This is a genomic window from Aminobacter ciceronei, assembly GCF_014138625.1.
Lineage (GTDB): Bacteria > Pseudomonadota > Alphaproteobacteria > Rhizobiales > Rhizobiaceae > Aminobacter > Aminobacter ciceronei.
Genome location: NZ_JACJHY010000014.1, coordinates 19,111 through 35,729 on the forward strand (window position 1 = coordinate 19,111; position 16,619 = coordinate 35,729).

Annotated in this window: 18 protein-coding genes; 9 read left to right on the forward strand and 9 right to left on the reverse strand. The window is 64.6% G+C overall.

The genetic code is table 11. The features are described 5' to 3' along the window. Window positions 1–71: 71 nt before the first annotated feature. Window positions 72–392: a thioredoxin gene (trxA, locus tag HNQ95_RS15365; RefSeq protein WP_067955731.1), complete on the forward strand. Its 321-nt coding sequence runs from the start codon at window positions 72–74 to the stop codon at window positions 390–392. A 76-nt stretch (window positions 393–468) separates the two neighbouring features. Here trxA and HNQ95_RS15370 read toward each other — a convergent pair whose 3' ends face one another. The 5 genes from HNQ95_RS15370 to HNQ95_RS15390 are packed head-to-tail and all read right to left on the reverse strand — an operon-like array spanning window position 469 to window position 5,580. Beyond that, the gene (locus HNQ95_RS15370) at window positions 469–1,800 is read right to left on the reverse strand and encodes a bifunctional folylpolyglutamate synthase/dihydrofolate synthase (protein WP_182574465.1); all 1,332 of its coding nucleotides are present in this window, start codon (window positions 1,798–1,800) and stop codon (window positions 469–471) included. A 35-nt stretch (window positions 1,801–1,835) separates the two neighbouring features. Then, the gene (gene accD / locus HNQ95_RS15375; RefSeq protein WP_182574466.1) at window positions 1,836–2,759 is read right to left on the reverse strand and encodes an acetyl-CoA carboxylase, carboxyltransferase subunit beta; all 924 of its coding nucleotides are present in this window, start codon (window positions 2,757–2,759) and stop codon (window positions 1,836–1,838) included. A gap of 36 nt (window positions 2,760–2,795) precedes the next feature. Continuing rightward, a complete protein-coding gene (trpA, locus tag HNQ95_RS15380; RefSeq protein WP_067955727.1) occupies window positions 2,796–3,638 on the reverse strand; it encodes a tryptophan synthase subunit alpha in 843 nt (280 codons plus the stop codon). Between the two features lie 2 nt (window positions 3,639–3,640). Then, on the reverse strand, window positions 3,641–4,891 hold the full coding sequence (gene trpB / locus HNQ95_RS15385) for a tryptophan synthase subunit beta (protein WP_067955725.1): 1,251 nt from the start codon (window positions 4,889–4,891) through the stop codon (window positions 3,641–3,643). 29 nt (window positions 4,892–4,920) lie between these two features. Beyond that, window positions 4,921–5,580 (reverse strand): phosphoribosylanthranilate isomerase, encoded by a 660-nt coding sequence (locus HNQ95_RS15390; protein WP_067955723.1) that lies wholly within the window; start codon window positions 5,578–5,580, stop codon window positions 4,921–4,923. Window positions 5,581–5,894: 314 nt separating this feature from the next. Here HNQ95_RS15390 and HNQ95_RS15395 point away from each other — a divergent pair, with 314 nt between their 5' ends. Then, a complete protein-coding gene (locus tag HNQ95_RS15395; RefSeq protein ID WP_067965877.1) occupies window positions 5,895–6,764 on the forward strand; it encodes a LysR family transcriptional regulator in 870 nt (289 codons plus the stop codon). Between the two features lie 130 nt (window positions 6,765–6,894). Here the strand turns inward: HNQ95_RS15395 and HNQ95_RS15400 are convergent, their stop codons facing one another. The 4 genes from HNQ95_RS15400 to HNQ95_RS15415 all read right to left on the reverse strand — a co-directional run bounded on the left by HNQ95_RS15400 (window position 6,895) and on the right by HNQ95_RS15415 (window position 10,244). Then, the gene (locus tag HNQ95_RS15400; RefSeq protein WP_067955721.1) at window positions 6,895–7,653 is read right to left on the reverse strand and encodes a M48 family metallopeptidase; all 759 of its coding nucleotides are present in this window, start codon (window positions 7,651–7,653) and stop codon (window positions 6,895–6,897) included. A gap of 108 nt (window positions 7,654–7,761) precedes the next feature. Further along, on the reverse strand, window positions 7,762–8,202 hold the full coding sequence (locus HNQ95_RS15405) for a DUF2852 domain-containing protein (RefSeq protein WP_067955719.1): 441 nt from the start codon (window positions 8,200–8,202) through the stop codon (window positions 7,762–7,764). A gap of 121 nt (window positions 8,203–8,323) precedes the next feature. Then, on the reverse strand, window positions 8,324–9,466 hold the full coding sequence (locus HNQ95_RS15410; protein ID WP_182574467.1) for a benzoate/H(+) symporter BenE family transporter: 1,143 nt from the start codon (window positions 9,464–9,466) through the stop codon (window positions 8,324–8,326). Between the two features lie 4 nt (window positions 9,467–9,470). After that, the gene (locus HNQ95_RS15415; protein ID WP_067955716.1) at window positions 9,471–10,244 is read right to left on the reverse strand and encodes an alpha/beta hydrolase; all 774 of its coding nucleotides are present in this window, start codon (window positions 10,242–10,244) and stop codon (window positions 9,471–9,473) included. 199 nt (window positions 10,245–10,443) lie between these two features. Between HNQ95_RS15415 and infC the strand changes: the two genes are divergently transcribed. The 7 genes from infC (at window position 10,444) to pheT (ending at window position 16,613) form a co-directional block, all read left to right on the forward strand. After that, window positions 10,444–10,980 carry a translation initiation factor IF-3 gene (gene infC, locus HNQ95_RS15420; RefSeq protein WP_040457142.1) on the forward strand — a complete coding sequence of 179 codons (537 nt, stop codon included), beginning with the start codon at window positions 10,444–10,446 and terminating at the stop codon, window positions 10,978–10,980. Between the two features lie 127 nt (window positions 10,981–11,107). Further along, entirely contained in the window at window positions 11,108–11,734 is a 627-nt protein-coding gene (locus HNQ95_RS15425; protein WP_067965876.1) for a methyltransferase family protein, read from the forward strand. 209 nt (window positions 11,735–11,943) lie between these two features. Further along, window positions 11,944–12,147: a 50S ribosomal protein L35 gene (rpmI, locus tag HNQ95_RS15430; RefSeq protein ID WP_018430570.1), complete on the forward strand. Its 204-nt coding sequence runs from the start codon at window positions 11,944–11,946 to the stop codon at window positions 12,145–12,147. 34 nt (window positions 12,148–12,181) lie between these two features. Beyond that, window positions 12,182–12,583 (forward strand): 50S ribosomal protein L20, encoded by a 402-nt coding sequence (gene rplT / locus HNQ95_RS15435; RefSeq protein WP_067955711.1) that lies wholly within the window; start codon window positions 12,182–12,184, stop codon window positions 12,581–12,583. 114 nt (window positions 12,584–12,697) lie between these two features. Continuing rightward, the gene (gene pheS, locus HNQ95_RS15440) at window positions 12,698–13,783 is read left to right on the forward strand and encodes a phenylalanine--tRNA ligase subunit alpha (RefSeq protein WP_067955709.1); all 1,086 of its coding nucleotides are present in this window, start codon (window positions 12,698–12,700) and stop codon (window positions 13,781–13,783) included. Continuing rightward, window positions 13,780–14,211, forward strand: a complete 432-nt coding sequence (locus HNQ95_RS15445; protein WP_067955708.1) for an ASCH domain-containing protein — start codon at window positions 13,780–13,782, stop codon at window positions 14,209–14,211. Before pheS ends, HNQ95_RS15445 begins: the two co-directional genes overlap by 4 nt. After that, on the forward strand, window positions 14,208–16,613 hold the full coding sequence (gene pheT, locus HNQ95_RS15450; protein ID WP_182574468.1) for a phenylalanine--tRNA ligase subunit beta: 2,406 nt from the start codon (window positions 14,208–14,210) through the stop codon (window positions 16,611–16,613). Before HNQ95_RS15445 ends, pheT begins: the two co-directional genes overlap by 4 nt. The last annotated feature ends 6 nt before the right edge of the window (window positions 16,614–16,619 follow it).

Here is a 16,619-nt window from a genome sequence, read left to right on the forward strand (position 1 = left end):
AACGGATGCTTGACCAAGGGTCCGCGCACTACCACATATGGCGCGACAGACAACTCCAAGAGGATCGTATCATGGCCACCGTCAAGATCGACAACAGCAATTTCAAGTCCGGCGTGCTCGAGGCCAAAGAGCCCGTCGTCGTCGATTTCTGGGCTGAATGGTGCGGCCCCTGCAAGATGATCGGCCCGTCGCTCGAAGAGATTTCCAACGAGCTCGCCGGCAAGGTCAAGATCACCAAGGTCAACATCGACGAGAACCCCGAGATTGCCGCCCAGTTCGGCGTGCGTTCGATTCCGACGCTGATGATCTTCAAGGACGGCGAAGTTGCCGACATCAAGGTCGGCGCGCTGCCCAAGACCGCGCTGTCGCACTGGATCAGCGGCAACGTTTGACCGCTCGGATCAAGCAAATGAAAAGCCCGGCTTTGGTCGGGCTTTTTTGTATCTCGAATGGCCGCTGGACAGGCCCTCAGGTCGGCGGCGTGCCGTTGGCCGCCAGCACCTCGCCCACCAGATAGAGCGAGCCGCCGATCAGGATGCGCGGCGCCGGCTCTTTCTCGTCCCAGGTATCGCGCAAAAGCATCAGTGCATTGGCAACCGAGCTCACCGGCTCGGCCGACAGCCCGGCCTCGGTGGCGTGCACAGCCAGTTCCTCGTTGGGAACGCCGGCATCGCTCATCGTCACCGGCACGGTGTAGACATGGCGCGCCATGCCGTGGAACGGCTTGAAATAGCCGGTCTGGTCTTTGGTGTTGATCATGCCGGAGATCAGGAACAGCGGGCGCGGGAACTTCTCCTCCTGCTCGGTCAGGGCCTCGGCAATGACGGTCCCGGCGCCGGGATTGTGGCCGCCGTCGACCCAGACCTCGGCGCCCTTCGGCGCCAGCTCGCTGAGTGCGCCCTGCGGCAGGCGCTGCATGCGACCGGGCCAGGTCACCGACGCCATCGCCTTGTCGGCGGTGCGTTCGTCGACCGGGAAGCCGGCGGCCTTCACCGCGGCGATCGCGGCGGCTGCATTGGCGAACTGGTGACGTCCGGGCAGGCGTGGCGGTGACAGGTCCAGCAGGCCGGTCTGGTCCTGGTAGATCATGCGGCCGTTTTCCTCGAAGGCGACGAAATCCTGGCCATAAACCTCAAGTGGGCAATTGAGCCGCTCGGCGGTGTCGATCAGCACCTGTTGTGCCGCCTCGGTCTCCTGCGCGCCGACGACGACAGGGCAGCCGCGCTTGATGATGCCGGCTTTCTCGGCGGCGATCAGCTCGACCTTGTCGCCAAGATAGGCCTCGTGGTCCATCGACACCGGCATGATCACCGACACCGCCGAGCGCTTGATGACATTGGTGGCGTCGAAGCGCCCGCCAAGCCCGACCTCTATGATGCAGGCGTCGGCCGGATGCTCCGAGAACAGAACGAACGTGACGGCCGTGAGGATCTCGAAGACGGTGATCTTCTCGCCGCGATTGGCTTCGCCGACGCGGCGTACGGCATCCGCCAGCACGTCGTCGGCGACAAGCTTGCCGCCGCCCGGCGCTGCCAGGCGGTAGCGTTCGTGCCAGTTCACCAGATGCGGCGAGGTGTGGACATGGACCAGCAGACCCTGGGCTTCGAGCAGCGCACGCGAGAACGCCGCGCACGAGCCCTTGCCATTGGTGCCGGCGATGTGGATCACCGGCGGCATATGGTCCTGCGGATTGCCCAACCTTTCGAGCAGCCGGGTGATGCGGTCGAGCGAAAGGTCGAAGCCCTTCGGATGGAGCGCCAACAGGCGCTCGATTTCGAGATCGGCTTCGAGCGTGGTCATTGCATTTCCTCGGGCGCTACGCTGCTGCGGTCGTATCAGGCCTGCGGGCGGCGTTCCGGCACCGGCACGACGGGTGGCAGAATCTCGGCTTCGACAGCCTTGGCCGCCACCGGTGCCTTGGTCAGGATCTTGAGCAGGTTGGCAACCGTCGATTTCATCTCGAGCCGCGACACCACCATGTCGACCATGCCGTGGTCCATCAGGTACTCCGAGCGCTGGAAGCCCTCAGGCAGCTTCTCGCGGATGGTCTGCTCGATGACGCGCGGGCCGGCGAAGCCGATCAGCGCACCGGGCTCGGCAATATGGACGTCGCCCAGCATCGCGTAGGAGGCGGTGACGCCGCCGGTCGTCGGATTGGTCAGCACCACGATATAGGGCAAGCCGGCTTCCTTGAGCCGGTCGACTGCGACAGTCGTGCGTGGCAGCTGCATCAGCGACAAGATGCCTTCCTGCATGCGCGCGCCGCCCGAGGCAGCGAACAGGATCAGCGGACGCTTCTTCTCCAGCGCAACCTCGAAGGCGCGGATGATGGCGTCGCCTGCGGCCATGCCGAGCGAACCGCCCATGAAGGCGAAGTCCTGCACGGTGACGACGACGGGCAGGCCCTCGATCTTGCCGGTGCCCGACAGGATCGCGTCTTCGAGACCGGTCTTGGTCTTGGCGTCCTTGAGGCGGTCGACATAGCGCTTCTCATCGCGGAACTTCAGCGGGTCGGTCACGACCTTGGGGTTCTCGATGATCTCGTAGCGGCCATCGTCGAAGAAGAAGCGCAGCCGCTCCTTCGCCGAAATCTTCATGTGATGGCCCGAAGACGGGATGACGTACTGGTTTTCCTCGAGGTCCTTGTGGAACACCATCTCGCCGCTCTCGGGATCCTTGATCCAGAGATTGTCGGGCATTTCCCGGCGGCCAAGCATCGAGTTGATCTTGGGGCGGACGTAATTGGTAATCCAGTTCATGGCAGTGGTCCTCTTCGAGCCCAGGACATGGGGTATTTATTGGGCGGGAGCAAGGCGTGCGGCGCGAACGCCTTGGGACAAGCCGGTAACCAGCGTCGCCACGGCTTCGGCCGGGTCGGCGGTCTTTTCACCCTTCGGGCCCAGGACGTTGGCCACGGCATTGACGATCGCTGTGCCGACGACCACGCCGTCGGCCGATGCGCCGATGGTGCGTGCCTGCTCGGCGGTCTTGACGCCGAAGCCGACACAGACGGGGAGATCGGTGTGCGCCTTGATGCGGTTCACCGCCTCCGCCACCTTGGTCGTGTCAGCCAGCGCCGAGCCGGTGATGCCGGTCATCGAGACGTAGTAGACAAAGCCCGACGTGTTTTCGAGCACCTTCGGCAGGCGCTTGTCGTCGGTCGTCGGCGTTGCCAGGCGGATGAAGTTGATGCCGGCCTTGAGTGCAGGGATACACAGTTCGGCGTCCATCTCCGGCGGCAGGTCGACGATGATCAGCCCATCTATACCCGAGGCGACAGCGTCGGTCAGGAAGCGGTCGACGCCGTAGATGTAGATCGGGTTGTAATAGCCCATCATGACGATCGGCGTGTCGTTGTCGCCCTGGCGGAACTCGCGCGCCAGTTTGAGCGTCTTGGCCAGCGTCTGACCGGCCTTCAGCGCGCGCAGGCCGGCGGCCTGGATCGCCGGGCCATCGGCCATCGGGTCGGAAAACGGCATGCCGAGCTCGATGACGTCGCTGCCCGCCTTGGGCAGTGCCTTCATGATCGACAGCGAGGTTTCGTAGTCAGGGTCGCCGCCCATGAAATAGGTCACGAGCGCCGGGCGTCCCTCGGCCTTCAGCTTTGCCATGCGGCGGTCGATGCGGGTGGTCGTCATGATCAGATCTCCATGCCCAGCATCTTGGCCACCGTATGCACGTCCTTGTCGCCACGGCCGGAGAGGTTGACGATCATCACCTTGTCCTTGCCCATCGTAGGCGCAACCTTGACCGCATGCGCGATGGCATGGGCGGATTCGAGCGCCGGGATGATGCCTTCCACCTTGGTGGTCAGCTGGAACGCCTCCAGCGCTTCGTCGTCGAGGATCGGCACATAGTCGACGCGGCCGCTGTCGCGGAGCCAGCTATGTTCGGGGCCAACGCCGGGATAGTCGAGACCGGCGGAGATCGAGTGGCCGTCGAGGATCTGGCCGTCATTGTTCTGCAACAGGTAGGTGCGGTTGCCGTGCAGCACGCCGGGGCGACCAGCGCTCATCGAGGCGCAGTGCTCGATGCCGTCGAGGCCACGTCCGCCGGCTTCGATGCCGACGATCTTGACGCTGCGGTCGTCGAGGAAAGGGTGGAACAGGCCAATGGCGTTCGAGCCGCCGCCGACGGCAGCAACGATCATGTCGGGCAGGCGCCCCTCCTGCTCGAGGATCTGGGCCCGCGCCTCGGTGCCGATCACCGACTGGAAGTCGCGGACGAGCTCGGGATAGGGGTGCGGGCCGGCGGCGGTGCCGATCAGGTAATAGGTGTCGTGCACGTTGGTGACCCAGTCACGCAACGCTTCGTTCATGGCGTCCTTCAGCGTGCCGTGGCCGGCGCTGACCGGGCGCACTTCGGCACCCAAGAGCTTCATGCGGAAGACGTTTGGCTTCTGCCGTTCGACGTCGGTGGCGCCCATATAGACGAAGCAGGGGAAGCCGAAGCGGGCGGCGACGGTTGCGGAAGCAACACCATGCTGGCCGGCGCCGGTTTCGGCGATGATACGGGTCTTGCCCATGCGCTTGGCGAGCAGGATCTGGCCCAGGCAATTGTTGATCTTGTGCGAGCCGGTGTGGTTCAGGTCCTCGCGCTTGAAATAGATCTTGGCGCCGCCCCCGAGGCCCTTCGCCGAGGAAACGTCACGAAGATGCCGGGTCAGGCCTTCGGCGTAGTAGAGCTTGGACGGCCGGCCGGCATAAAAGGTCGACAGCTCGTTGAGTTCCGCCTTGAAGGCCGGGTCGTTCTTGGCCTCGTCCCAGTGGCGCTGCAGGTCGAGGATCAGCGGCATCAGCGTCTCGGCGACGAAACGGCCGCCGAAGATGCCGAACATGCCCTGCTCGTCGGGTCCGGTGCGGAAGGAATTGGGCTCTGCCGGCTGGTTCAAGGCCGATCTCCTTGCGGCTGGAGGCTCACTCAGGCGGCGCTGTCTTCGCGCGCGGCCCGGACGGCCCTGAAGAAATTGTCGATCAGCGCCGCATCCTTGACGCCGGGTGCGCTTTCCACGCCCGAGGAAATGTCGATGCCGGGCGGGTTTGCGAGCCTGAGGGCGTCGCCGATATTGGCGGCGTTCAAACCACCGGAAAGCATGTAATCGACGGAGGCGTCAAGGCCCGCAAGCAACCGCCAGTCGAAGGAAACGCCGTTGCCGCCGGGCAATTCGGACCCCGCGGGCGGTTTGGCGTCGAATAGCAGACGATCGGCGACCTCGCCATAAGGCACGATCGCGTCGAAGTCCTGGGCTTCGCGAATGGAGAAGGCCTTCATCACAGGCAGGCCGTATCGGGCCTTTACGTCAGCCACGCGCTCGGGCGCCTCCTTGCCGTGCAGCTGCAGCATGTCGGGCTTAACGGCAGCCACGATCGCGTCGAGAAAGGCGTCGTCGGCGTCGACCGTGACGGCTACCGCCTCGGCGCGGCCTGTGGCGGACTGGCGCAGCTGCCCGGCGAGAGCGGGCGAGACGTTGCGCGGGCTTTTGGCAAAGAAGATGAACCCGACATGGCTCGCGCCATTGCCTAGAGCGGCGTCGAAGGTTTCAGCGGTGCTGAGGCCGCAGATCTTGATGTCGAGTGCCATGCGCCGGGATTGGCACGAAAAGCCGGCCGAGTCGAGAAAAGCTTGCGAAACATCGCGGTCAGGAAGCGACGCGCGGCACGGGAAAAATGGGCGATCGCCAGGCGACGCTGATGTGCGGCGATCGCCCGGAAGCGGTTGTAGTCGATTGTGTCGTGCGCTGACGGAACTGATGCGGGGTGGTGCTGACGGGACGTCATGGCTGGGTCCTCGGTGAAACCATGCCCGAGACGTATCATTTCCAGGTCTGTACATAATCAGCTATCCTGTTGGTGCATTCATGAACTGAGATCAGCAATATGGCGTCATCCGAAGACATGAAGGCCTTTGTGCGGATCGTCGATCTCGGCTCCTTCGCCAAAGCCGCCGACGACCTGCGCATCACGCCGTCGGCCCTGTCGAAACTGGTGTCGCGGCTCGAGGACCGGCTCGGTGTCCGATTGCTGACGCGCACGACACGCCGGCTGGCGCTGACCTCGGAGGGCACGCTGTTCCTCGAGCGGGCGCGCGAGGTGCTCGAACTCATCGATCTCGCTGAAGCCGACGTCGCGTCGGCGCGCGCCAGGCCCAAGGGGCTCCTGCGCGTCAATTCCAGCACCGGCTTCGCGCGCCAGACACTGCTGCACGCCATTCCGGAGTTTCTCAGGCGCTACCCCGAAGTGACTGTCGATCTCAGCCTCACTGACAAGCTTATCGATCCGGTCGCCGAGCAAGTCGATGTCGTCCTGCGCGGCAGCCCGACATCAGGGTCCGACATGGTGGCTCGCCAGCTGGCCGAAAGCCGCCGGGTGATCTGCGCAGCACCGTCCTATCTGGCGCGTGCCGGTACGCCATGTTCGGCAACCGAACTTACCGGTCACAACTGCATTCCGCTTTCGGGTCAGTCGTCGATGACGACATGGCCGCTGGCGAGTGGCGACGATCTCGTGCGCTTCCAGCCCTCCGGCAACTTCGGTTGCGACAATGTCGGCATGCTGTTCGACCTCGCCGTCCAGGGCCATGGCATCGTGCGGCTGGCGGATTTTGTCGTTGGCCAGGCGGTTCGCGAAGGCCGGTTGATCGAAATCCTCGCAGACATCAACCGCTCGGACCCGATCTCGCTCTGGGCCGTCATGCCCAAGGGTCGTTTCCGCGCGCCACGGGTTCAGGCGTTTCTGGATTTCATGGGAGAGTGGTTGGAGGCGTAGTCACCCCTTGTGGGGAGGGTCGGACCGCAGGGGTAGCGATCAGCGAGCGCTTCGTCGGATGGTGGGCGCTTCCAACCGCCGCCCGCCGCTTCGCGTCGACCTTCCCCACAAGCGGGAGGGTAGGCCCTACTCACTCAAACACGATCGCCTGCAGTGCTCCGCCATTGCGCTTGAGCCACGCCTTGCAGCGCTCGGTGTCGGGGCAGAGTTCTTCGCACAGCTTCCAGAATTTCGGGCCGTGGTTCATCTCGCGGAGATGTGCGACCTCGTGGGCGACGAGGTAGTTGATGACAGGCGTCGGCGCCATCATGATGCGCCACGAGAACGACAGAACCCCATCAGAGGTGCAGGAGCCCCAGCGGCTGGTCGTGTCGCGGAAGCGGATCGCCTTGGCGCGGCGCCCGGCGGCCTCGCTGTGCCTGGCCACCATCGCTTCGATGTCGCGCTTGGCCTCGCGCTTGAGGAAGTCGGCGATGCGGCGCGGCAAATGCGTCCGGTCGCCATGGACGACGAGCGTCGGCCCGCTTTCGTCCTGCGACTGGCGCACGGTGCCGCGCGTTCCGCCTTCGTGGATGATGAGATGCGGTACACCGCGGATCGGAATCTTGATGCCGGGACGCACCTGCGGCCGGTCGGGCACCTTGGCGAGGCGCTGTTCCAGCCAACCCTGATGACGGTCGAGAAAGCGGTCGACCTCGCCCTGGCGCAGGCCGGGCGGCACGGTGATGCGCAGGCCGCGGCCGCCGGCGTCGATGCGCAAAGTCAGCCGCCGCGCCCGGTCGTTCTCGACGATCCTGAGCGGCAGCGTGCGGCCGGCCACGACATGGTCCCGTTCCAGGACGGGTGTCGGCGCCGGCTTGGTCAGCTTGCGGAAGAAGCCAAAGGACATGGTGCGAGACTAGATGATTCGAGTGACAACGGCGCAATAGAAACGCCGGCGCAATAGAAACGGCGCCGCGATCACGGCGCCGTTGGCATTCAGCGGCTTGGGGTGGCCTCAGTCGTCAAGCAGGCCCGACTTGCCGCCCTTCTTGGGCGTGACGGTCGGAGCCGTCGGCTTGTTGCGGTTGGCCATGAAGCGGTCGAAGTCGTCCTGGTCCTTGGCCCGGCGCAGTTCGCGGGCATAGGCGTCGAATTCGTCGCGCATCTCGTCGAGCTTGCGACGCTCTTCGTTCAGGCGCTCGAGTTCCTTCTCACGCCAGTCGTCGAAGGCGACGTTGCCGGTCTGGGTGTTGGCACGGTAGGAAGCCTTGCGGCAGCCGGCGAAGATGCCGTCGGTCGCACGGTTGACGTCGCGCTTGAAACCGTCAAGCCGGTCGCCCCAGATGATGTAGGCAAGCATGGCGAGGCCGAGCGGCCAGAACACCATGAAGCCGATCACCATCAACGCGATGGTTGCCGGCGTCCAAGCCGGACGGATCAGTGCAGTCGTGTTCATAGTAGATTGCCGTTCCTTTGTTCGAGGCAGCAGGGGAAAAATGCTGCTCACATCGACATGGGAAAGCAAAAATGGCGATTCAAGACGACGCCGGCCAAAACCGGACAAGGCTTTGGGAAAGCTAGCCTTTTTTGAAGTTCTCGAGCACCAGCACGACAAGCCCTGCGACCAGTCCCCAGAAGGCCGAGCCGACGCCGAGCAAAGTCAGCCCCGATGCGGTGACGACGAAAGCGATCGTCGCCGCCATGCGGTGATGGTCGTCCTTGAGCGCAATGGCGAGTGCATTGGCCAGCGACGACACCAACCCGAGCCCGGCAACAAGCACGATCAAGCTCGGCGGCAGCACGGCAAACACCGCCACCAGAGACGCGCCGAACGCGGCGAAGACAAGATAGGCGAGCGCATAGAATGGCCCGGTCTTCCAGCGCTCCTTCATGTCGGGGTGCACGTCTGGACCGGTGCAGATCGCAGCCGAGATCGCGGCGAGGTTGGTGGTCGAGGCGCCGAATGGCGCCGACAGCACCGAAAGCAGCCCGGTCACCCCGATCAGCGGGCCGGGCTCGGGGTTGTAGCCGGCGGCGCGCAGCACGGCGAGGCCGGACAGGTTCTGCGAGGCCATGGTGACGAGATAGAGCGGCAGCGCCAGGCCGATCGTCGCGGTCAGCGTGAATTCGGGCGCGATCAGCGTCAGTGTCGACAGTTCCGGCACGGGCAGAGTGCCGACGCGGCCGGTGAGGAATGCAGCAAGCCCGCCGCCAACCAGCACCACCAGCACCGACAATGCCGGATTGTAGAGCCGGACCAGGAAGAACGCGCCGATCAGCGGCAGGATCAGCCACGGGTCAGTGGGCACGGCCTTGGCGGCATTGATGGCGAAGGTGACGACGATGCCGGCCAGCATGCCCGAGGCGACGGAGGCCGGGATGCGCGAGATCAGCTGCGTCAGCGGCTTGATCAGCCCGGTCAGCACCAGGAGCACGCCTGTCACCAGGAAGGCGCCGACAGCCTCGTTGATGGTAAAGCCGCTGCTCGCGGCGATCAGCGCCGCACCCGGCGTCGACCAGGCCGAGATGACCGGCATTCTGGTCCGCCAAGACAGCCAGGCCGTCTCGAAGGCCATGGCGAGGCAGATGGCGGTGACCCAGCTCGCCGTCTGCACCTGCGTCGCGCCGACCGCGTCGGCGGCGGCGACGATGATGGCGAGTGTACTGCCGAAGCCGACGATGGCCGCGACAAAGGCCGAGATCGGGATCGAGATGCGCATCGGCTCAGCCGGCCCGCGCGATGGTTTCGCCGACTGCGCGGGTCAGCAGCTCGAGATCCTGGGGCCGTGACAGGCGATGATCGCCGTTTGGCACCAGCGACAGCGTTGCGTCGTCGGCGGGCAGAAGGCTCATCAGCTTCAGCGCATGGCTGTGCGGCACGTCGGGGTCGGCAAGGCCCTGGATGATGTGGACGGGGCAATGGGTGTGGATCGGCCCTGTCATGACGAGGTTGTTGCGGCCGTCCTCGATCAGCGCGCGGGTGTAGATATAGGGCTCCGGCGAATAGTCCGACGGTTCCTCGAAATAGCCTTTCTTGGCCAGGTCCCTGCGCTGGGCCTCGGTCAGTTCGGGCTCGATCAACTCGGCGGTGAAGTCCGGCGCCGGCGCCAGCAGCACCAGTCCGGCGACGCGGTCACCCTCGCCCGCTTTGTTTAGCTCGGCGTTCATCCTGAGCGCGATCCAGGCGCCCATCGACGAGCCGACGAGCACCTGCGGCCCTGTCGTGAACGCGCGGAACACCGCAAGGCTTTCGGCCAGCCACCTGGAGATCGTGCCGTCGGCAAAGGCGCCGCCGCTCTCACCATGGCCGGAATAGTCGTGGCGCAGGAAGGCGCGCCCTTCGCCCGCCGCCCACGCGGCCAGAGCCTCGGCCTTGGTGCCCAGCATGTCGGACTTGTAGCCGCCGAGCCAGACCACGCCCGGCGCCTGGCCCGGCTGGTACCTCAAGGCGATACGGTTGCCTTCGACCTCGATGAAGTCCGGTGCGCTTGCAGTCATGTCAAATCCCCTTGGCTGGGACTTGTGGCACAGCCGGCCTGATGCGGAAAGTGCCCCAAGAATCGTTATTTTGGGGCAGTTCGCATGCGCAGAAGCAGGTGATTTGTTGCGAGTGCTGTGTTATTGACTTCGCCCGCGCGCTACCCACATTGGCGCGTCAGACATTCAACAACGTCAATGGCTCGAGGAGACCACGACCATTCGCAGACCTTTTAAAGCAGCCGCGCCTACCAAGGACGGCCCGCGTTCCAACCGTGACATCCGGGTTCCCCGGGTCCAACTGATCGACGTCGACGGTTCGAACCGTGGCGATGTTTCCATCAACGACGCACTCCTGGCCGCCGAAGAGGCAGGCCTCGATCTCGTAGAGATTTCCCCCAACGCCACGCCGCCCGTCGTCAAGATCCTTGACCTCGGCAAGCTGAAATACGCCAACCAGAAGAAGGCGGCCGAGGCGCGCAAGAACCAGAAGGTCATCGAGATCAAGGAGATCAAGATGCGCCCGAACATCGACAGCCATGACTACGAGACCAAGATGAAGGCGGTGCGACGCTTCTTCGAGGAAGGCGACAAGGTCAAGCTGACGTTGCGTTTCCGTGGCCGCGAAATGGCGCATATGGAACTCGGCATGCAGCTTCTCAACAAGGTGCGCGAGGAAGTCGCCACCATCGCCAAGGTCGAAGCCGAGCCCAAGCTCGAAGGCCGTCAGATGATGATGGTGCTGGCGCCACGCTGATGCCATGTTGCGCGCCCAGACGGGCGCGCAATGCACCGATGCCCCGGCATCCGCCGGGGCTATTTTCCCCGACAGTGGTGCCAAAAGGCTGACCTGCCCGCGCAGGGCGGCTGGAGTGTTTGGCCGCATGAGCAACGACGACACATCAGGCCTGGGCCGGTACCAGAGCATGCGCCGCCTCGTGTTGGCCGTGCTGATCGTTGCGATGTTCGCGGCCTTGCTGTTCGGCCAGTCGACCTTTCCGCCCGACACCACCGTCCACGAAGTCGTCGAGATGGTCGGCATCCTTTTGATCTTCCTCGGCATCGTCGGCCGCCTGTGGTGCACGCTCTATATCGGCGGGCGCAAATCGGGTGAGGTCGTCACCGGCGGGCCCTATTCGATGACCCGCAACCCGCTCTACGTCTTTTCGACGCTGGCGGCCGCCGGCGTCGGCGCGCAGATGGGGTCGATCGTCGCCACGATCGGCTTTGCCGTACTGTGCGCGCTGGCCTTCCATGTGGTCATTCTGCGTGAGGAGCGGCATCTCGAAGCGCTTTTCGGCGCCGCCTACAAGGCCTATGTCGAAAGGGTGCCGCGTTTCTTCCCGAAGCTCTCGCTCTATCAGGAAGGCGACACCGGCAGTTTCCGGCCCAAGCTTTTGCTCAACACCTTGCTCGACGGCCTGGTGTTTCTCGTCGCCCTGCCCGTTTTCGAGCTGATCGACCACGCCCAGGTCACCGGCGCGCTACCGGTGCTGTTCCGCCTCCCCTGAGGCCGCGGAAACATTGCGGTTGCGGCCGTTTCAGGGTGTTGCACTGCGCCAAACTTCCGCGTATATAGCCGCGTCCCAGAACCGCCCGGCAGGGCATGCCGTGGCGGTTTCATTTGCTTTTCGGGCTTTGGTCGGCCTGAAAACAACAACATGAAGGGATTTCGAAGCACTTTCGGGTGCCGCGGGATCCTGAAGAACGGAGTAGCAAAATGCCCAAGATGAAGACCAAATCGGCTGCCAAGAAGCGGTTCAAGGTTACCGCGACTGGCAAGGTCCTGGCGGCTGCCGCAGGCAAGCGCCATGGCATGATCAAGCGTTCCAACAAGTTCATTCGCGATGCTCGCGGCACGATGGTTCTGGCTGAACCGGATGCCAAGAAGGTCATCAAGAATTTTCTGCCGAACGGCCTCTGAGCCCGGCCTGGACAACGTTTAAGGAGATCATGACATGGCACGCGTCAAAAGGGGCGTAACCGCCCACGCCAAGCACAAGAAGGTTCTCGAGCAGGCCAAGGGTTTCTACGGCCGCCGCAAGAACACCATCCGCATTGCCAAGCAGGCGGTGGAAAAGTCGAAGCAGTACGCTTACCGCGACCGCAAGAACCGCAAGCGCAACTTCCGCGCCCTGTGGGTCCAGCGCATCAACGCCGCGGTCCGCGAGCACGGCCTGACATATGGCCGCTTCATCGACGGCCTGAACAAGGCCAACATCGAGATCGATCGCAAGATCCTCTCCGACATGGCTATCCATGAGCCGCAGGCATTCGCCGCACTCGTGGCCAAGGCCAAGGTTGCTCTTGAGTACCTCAAGAACACCACGCCAAATGCTTTTGAAAGCGCTGTAGCTTAACCAGCGCCTTCCCAAGCATCACAGACTTGATTTGGGGAACCCGCGCTGGCACGGCTGGCGCGGGTTTTTCTTTTGCCGCAACGAACGGCCGCAGGGCCGCAACGGAACTGGACCATGAGCGATCTTGAAACTCTCGAACAATCGCTGCTGAGCGACATCGCTTCGGCCTCCGACGAGCAGGCGGTCGAGGCGGTGCGCGTCGCCGCCCTCGGCAAGAAGGGCTCGGTCTCGGAGATGCTGAAGACCCTCGGCGCGATGAGCGCCGAAGAGCGCCAGACCAAGGGGCCGGCGATCAACGGCCTGAAGAACCGGGTCACCGACGCGCTCTCGGCCCGCAAGAGCGAGTTGCGCGATGTCGCCATTACCGCCCGCCTCGTCGCCGAGAAGATCGATGTCACCTTGCCGGTGCGTCAGTCGCCGGCCGAGCGCGGCCGCATCCATCCAATCAGCCAGGTCATCGACGAGATCGCGGCGATTTTTGGCGACCTCGGCTTTGCCATCGCCGAAGGTCCCGATGTCGAGACCGACCACTACAATTTCACCGCGCTCAACTTCCCCGTCGGCCACCCGGCGCGCGAGATGCACGACACGTTCTTCTTCCCGCCCGACCAGAATGGCGAGCGCAAGCTTTTGCGCACCCACACCTCGCCGGTGCAGATCCGCACCATGGAGACGCAGAAGCCGCCGATCCGCATCGTCATTCCCGGCAAGACCTATCGCCAGGATTCGGACGCCACGCACTCGCCGATGTTCCATCAGGTCGAGGGCCTGGTGATCGACAAGACCGCCAACATCGCCAACATGAAGTGGGTGCTGGAGGAGTTCTGCAAGGCGTTCTTCGAGGTCCCCTCGGTCAAGATGCGCTTCCGTCCGTCCTTCTTCCCGTTCACCGAGCCGAGCCTCGAGGTCGACATCCAATGCGACCGTTCGCGTCCCGGCGAAGTACGTTTCGGCGAAGGCAACGACTGGATGGAGATCCTCGGCTGCGGCATGGTGCACCCGAACGTGCTGCGCCATGGCGGCCTCGATCCCGACGAGTATCAGGGCTTCGCCTGGGGCATGGGTATCGACCGCATCGCCATGCTGAAATACGGCATGCCCGATCTGCGCGCTTTCTTCGACGCCGATGTCCGCTGGCTCCAGCACTATGGCTTCCGCCCGCTCGACATGCCGACCCTGTTCGGTGGCCTGAGCGCATGAGTGACGCTGCCGACCGATATGCCGGTGCGGTGACCTTCGCCTTCGGCGACAGCCCGGAGCTCGCCGACGAGCTGCTGGCGCTGGTGCTGTCAGGGCGTAAGACCGCGACCTGCGGCGCCTTGCGCGACTACGGCGGCGCTGAGCCGGTGCCCGAGGTCGGCCGCAGGGATGTCGTGCTCGACGGCCAGGGCCGCCGTGCCGCTGTCATCGAAACCGTCGAGGCGATCCAGCGCCGCTTCGACGAGGTCGATGCGGAGTTTGCCGCCGCGGAAGGCGAGGGTGACCTGTCCTATGAATATTGGCGTCAGGCCCACGAGGCCTATTTCGCCCGCAATGGCGGCTTTTCGCCTGACATGATTTTGGTTTGTGAGCGGTTCCGGGTGGTGGAAGTGCTCGACCGCAACGACACGAAACGAGTGAACCCATGAAATTCACCCTCTCCTGGCTCAAGGATCATCTCGACACCGACGCCTCGCTCGACCAGATCGTCGAGCGCCTGACGTCGATCGGCCTCGAAGTTGAGTCCGTCGACGACAAGGCGGCCCTCAAGCCTTTCGTCATTGCCAAGGTGCTGACGGCAAACAGGCATCCCGACGCCGACAAGCTGCAGGTTCTCACCGTCGACACCGGTGACGGCAAGCCCGTCCAGGTGGTCTGCGGCGCGCCCAATGCACGGGCCGGGCTGATCGGCGCCTTCGCCGCTCCCGGCGCCTATGTGCCCGGCATCGACGTGACGCTGTCGGTCGGCAAGATCCGCGGCGTTGAAAGCCACGGCATGATGTGCTCCGAGCGCGAGCTTCAGCTGTCGGATGAGCATAATGGCATCATCGACCTGCCGGCTGATGCGCCGGTCGGCACGTCCTTCGCGGCCTACGCGCATCTCGACGACCCGGTCATCGAGATCAACCTGACGCCGAACCGTCCCGACGCCACCAGCGTCCATGGCATCGCCCGCGATCTCGCGGCGTCCGGCCTCGGCACGCTCAAGGGCGGTAAGGTCGAGCCGGTCGCCGGTGATGGCGAATGCCCGGTCAAGGTGTCGATCGAGGCGCCGGAGCTCTGCCCGGGTTTCGCGCTGCGCCTTGTGCGCGGCGTCAAGAACGGTCCCTCGCCCAAATGGATGCAGCAGCGCCTGCTGGCCATCGGCCTCAGGCCCATCAACGCGCTGGTCGACATCACCAATTACGTCACCTTCGACCATGGCCGTCCGCTGCACGTCTTCGACGCCAGCAAGGTTGCCGGCAATCTCGTCGTCCGCCGTGGCCGCGAAGGCGACAAGGTGCTGGCGCTCGACGGCCGCGAATACGCGCTGACATCGGAGATGTGCGTCATCGCGGATGACAATGGCGTCGAATCCATCGCCGGCGTCATGGGCGGCGAGCATTCGGGCTGCGACGAGAACACGACGGACGTGCTGATCGAGTCGGCGCTGTGGGCCCCGCTCAACGTCGCCCGTACCGGCCGCACGCTCGGCATCATCACCGATGCGCGCTACCGCTTCGAGCGTGGTGTCGACCCCGAATTCATGGTTCCGGGTGTCGAGCTGGCAACGAAGCTGGTGCTGGAACTCTGCGGTGGCCAGCCGACCAGGACCGATGTGACAGGTTATGCCGGTCACACGGCCAAGGTCGTCTCCTTGCCATTGTCCGAGGTCAAGCGCCTGACCGGTATCGAGGTGCCGAAGGCCGAGAGCCTCGACATCCTCACCCGCCTCGGCTTTGGCGTGAGCGGCGATGGCGACGTCGTCGAGGTTTCCGTGCCGTCCTGGCGTCCCGACGTCGACGGCAAGGCCGACCTGGTCGAGGAGGTCATTCGCATCCACGGCGTCGACAACATCGCGCCGCAGCCGCTGGGCGCGCATGACGCCGTCAACGGCAAGATCCTGACCACGCTGCAGATTCGCACCCGCTCGGCGCGGCGCGCGCTCGCCGTGCGCGGCATGATGGAGGCCGTCACCTGGTCGTTCATCCCGGCCAGGCACGCCGAGCTGTTCGGCGGCGGCCAGGACAGCCTCAAGCTGTCGAACCCGATCGCAGCGGACATGTCCGACATGCGGCCGTCGCTGCTGCCCGGCCTGATCGCCGCTGCCCAGCGCAATGCCGACCGCGGCCTCGGCGACGTCGCCCTGTTCGAGGTCTCCGGCACCTATGAGAACGACACGGCCGAAGGCCAGCGTCGCGTCGCCTCTGGTATCCGCCGCGGCACCGCCAAGCTTGAGGGCTCGGGCCGCAACTGGTCGGGCAATGCCGGCAATGTCGGCGTATTCGACGCCAAGGCCGATGCCATCGCCGCACTCGAAGCCTGCGGCGCACCCGTCGATCGGCTGCAGATCGAGACCGGCGCGCCGGCATGGTATCACCCGGGCCGCTCGGGCGTGATCAAGCTCGGCCCCAAGGTCGTGCTCGGCGCCTTCGGCGAATTCCATCCGAGGACGCTCGAAGGCCTCGACGTGTCGGGCCCGCTCTGCGGCTTCGAGGTCTATGTTGATGCCATCCCCGAACCCAAGGCCAAGCCGACCAAGACCAAGCCGAAGCTCGAATTGTCGGCCTTCCAGGCCGTAAAGCGCGACTTCGCCTTCGTCGTCGACAAGGCGGTCGAGGCCGGCACATTGACGCGTGCCGCCCTCGCCGCCGACAAGAAGCTGATCACGGGCGTCTCGGTCTTCGACGTCTTCGAAGGCGCATCGCTCGGCGAAGGCAAGAAGTCGATCGCCATCGAGGTGTCGATCCAGCCGGTCGAGAAGACGCTGACCGACCAGGATTTCGAGGCGCTCGCGGCGCGCATCGTCGAGAACGTCAAGAAGCAGACCGGCGGCGCGCTCAGGAGCTGATCGTTC